The sequence below is a fragment of the Streptomyces fuscigenes genome (assembly GCF_021556455.1).
GTDB lineage: Bacteria > Actinomycetota > Actinomycetes > Streptomycetales > Streptomycetaceae > Streptomyces > Streptomyces fuscigenes.
This window is the reverse complement of sequence record NZ_JAKGCV010000618.1, coordinates 1-2,545: the sequence shown is the minus strand read 5'-3', so window position 1 is coordinate 2,545 and position 2,545 is coordinate 1. Positions and strand designations below refer to the sequence as shown.

Sequence of the window (2,545 nt, the reverse complement as noted above, 5' to 3'; positions counted from 1 at the left end):
TCGCCCGCACCGGAGCCCTGGAGCTGCGCGCGGGCGGGGCGGGGACGGGCCCCGCGGGTCCGGTGCGGGTGCTGAGCGAGCAGGACGTGCTCACGGGCCGGCCGCCCTCGGGCACGCTGCCGGAGGGCCCGGGGGAGGAGCCGGTCCTGGTGCGCGCGGGCGACGTGGTCGTGCCGGTCCTCGGCGGCGGGTCCGTGGCCCGCGTCGTGGACGAGGCCGCCGCCGGAGCCGCGCTCGGCCGCAACCTCCAGCTGCTGCGGCCGGATCCGGCCGCCCTCGACCCCTGGTTCCTGGCCGGTTTCCTGCGCGGCACCGCCAACAACCGCCGGGCCAGCAGCTACGCCTCCACCGCGACGCGACTCGACGTACGCCGGCTGCAACTGCCGCGCCTACCGCTCGGTGACCAGCGGAAGTACGGCGAACGCTTCCGCGCCCTGGCCGCGTTCGAGGACGAGCTGCGCGAGGCGGCCCGGCTCGGTGACCAGCTCGTGCGGGCCCTGCACGACGGCCTGACGGACGGCTCGCTCCCGGTCTGAGGCCGTCCGGCGCGGGCGCCCCGGGCTCCCGGCACCGGTGGGCCGCCCCGGGAGAAGGCGCCCTGCCGGTACGGAACCTGACGGCCGATCACGGAATTCAGAGGCCCGGCGCGAACGCCTCGCGGCCTGGCGCCGGGGCCCCGCGCGCTCTCCGGCCCGACGCGCGCCGCCGGGTGCGCGACGGGGTGTGTGACCGGGCCGACAGCGACCGGGGGCCGGACGCGTACAACCCCCGGACGGTTGTCCGAGTCGGTGTATACGCTCGGTCCGTGTCAGCCGCGTTCCGTCCCCCGCCGTCCGACGTCCGAGGAGCCCCGATGTACGGTGCCGTGCCGCCGCCCCCGGCCCGGACGCGCGCCGCGGGCGCCGGAGTGGTGCTGGTGCGCGTCCTGCTGACGGCGGGCCCGATCCTCACGATCGGGCTCCTGGCGTTCGCGCCGCTGCTGCGGATCGCGGCGCTGCGGCGCCGCTGGTGGGAATGGACCCTGGCGGCGGCCTCCTTCGTGGTGGCGATCGTGCTGTTCGCCGTGGTGGGCACGCTGCCCGAGGACGCCCTGGGGACGAACCTGTCGATGAGCGGGCTGCTGCTGCTCGCCGTCGCGTCGGCCGTCTGGTTCCTGGTCTTCGACATACGGCGCCACACGCGGCTGCGGGCCGGCCTGCCGCCCGCCTACGCCCCGGCCGGATACGGACCGGCCGCCGCCCTGCCCGGCGCGGCGCCGGCCCCCGGCTACGGCTACCCGCCCTACGCGAGCGCGCCCACGGTCCCGATGGCGCCCCCGCCGGGCGTCGTCCCCTACGTGCCGCCGCAGCCGTCGCCCTGGGCGGTCCCGGCCGCGCCGCCCGCGCCGGCCCCACCGGCTCCAGGACAGTCCGCGCGCGGCTTCGGGCCCGCCGTCCCGGCGACGCCGCCGCCCGCCGGGCCGCGGCAGGCCCCGGCGGCCCCTCGCACGCCCCGCATCGACCAGGTGCGGGCCGAACTGGACGAGCTCAGCGACCTGCTCCGGGGCGGCCCGGCGGCGCCGGACGGGAGCGCACGGCGCGGGGACGCGCGGGACGAGGACGCTGACGCCCGGTGAACGGCCGGGTGATCGCGGCCCGTTACGAACTGTCGACCCTGATCGGGCAGGGCGGCATGGGCCAGGTGTGGACCGCGTACGACCAGCGGCTCGATCGCCGGGTGGCCGTCAAGCTGCTGCGGCCCGACCGGATGGCGGGCACCTCGGCGGCCGAGGACCTGCGCCGCCGCTTCGTGCGGGAGTGCCGGGTGACCGCGCAGGTCGACCATCCGGGCCTGGTGACCGTGCACGACGCCGGCAGCGACGGGGACGACCTGTACCTCGTCATGCAGTACGTCGAGGGGTGCGACCTCGCCGACCACCTCGCCGAGCACGAGCCCTACCCCTGGCGGTGGGCGGTCGCGGTCGCCGCCCAGCTGTGCGGGGTGCTCGCCGCCGTGCACGCGGTGCCGATCGTGCACCGCGACCTCAAGCCGCGCAACGTGATGGTGCGGCCCGACGGGACGGTCGTCGTCCTCGACCTGGGCGTCGCGTCGGTCGTCGACGCCGACACGACCCGGCTCACGCACACCGGCTCGCCCATCGGCAGTCCCGCGTACATGGCGCCCGAGCAGGCCATGGGCGGCGCCGTGGGCCCGGCCACCGACCTGTACGCGCTCGGCGTGGTGCTGCACGAACTCCTGGGCGGCGAGACACCGTTCGCGGGAAGCACCGTCCTCGGGGTGCTGCACCGCCACCTGTACGAGGCGCCCCGGCCGCTGCGCTCCCTGCGCCCCGAGCTGCCGGAGAGCCTGGAGTCGCTGGTGCTGCGGCTCCTCGCGAAGGACCCGCGGCACCGGCCGCCCGGCGCGCAGGCCGTCTACGAGCAGCTCGTGCCGCTGCTGCCGACCCCCGGCGGGTCCCCGGCGGGACCGCTCGACCCGGCACGCCCGTTCCTGCGCCCGCACGCGCCCTGGCCGGACACGGCCGCGCTGCCGCCGCCCCGGCCCG

The 2,545-nt window shown here is 77.9% G+C and carries 3 protein-coding genes; all 3 read left to right on the top strand.

Features of this window, described 5'->3' with window-relative positions:
- On the top strand, window positions 1-536 hold a 536-nt coding region (locus tag L1885_RS27020), incomplete at its 5' end, for a restriction endonuclease subunit S domain-containing protein (protein WP_505016791.1).
- A gap of 317 nt (window positions 537-853) precedes the next feature.
- The gene (locus tag L1885_RS27015) at window positions 854-1,615 is read left to right on the top strand and encodes a hypothetical protein (RefSeq protein ID WP_235799781.1); all 762 of its coding nucleotides are present in this window, start codon (window positions 854-856) and stop codon (window positions 1,613-1,615) included.
- A partial coding sequence (locus tag L1885_RS27010; protein WP_308117408.1) for a serine/threonine-protein kinase occupies window positions 1,612-2,545 on the top strand: 934 nt, incomplete at its 3' end. The genes L1885_RS27015 and L1885_RS27010, both read left to right, overlap by 4 nt.

Coding starts and splice junctions, on each gene's coding strand:
- L1885_RS27015 (WP_235799781.1), top strand. CDS start 854: ATGTACGGTGCCGTGCCGCCGCCCCCGGCCCGGACGCGCGCCGCGGGC.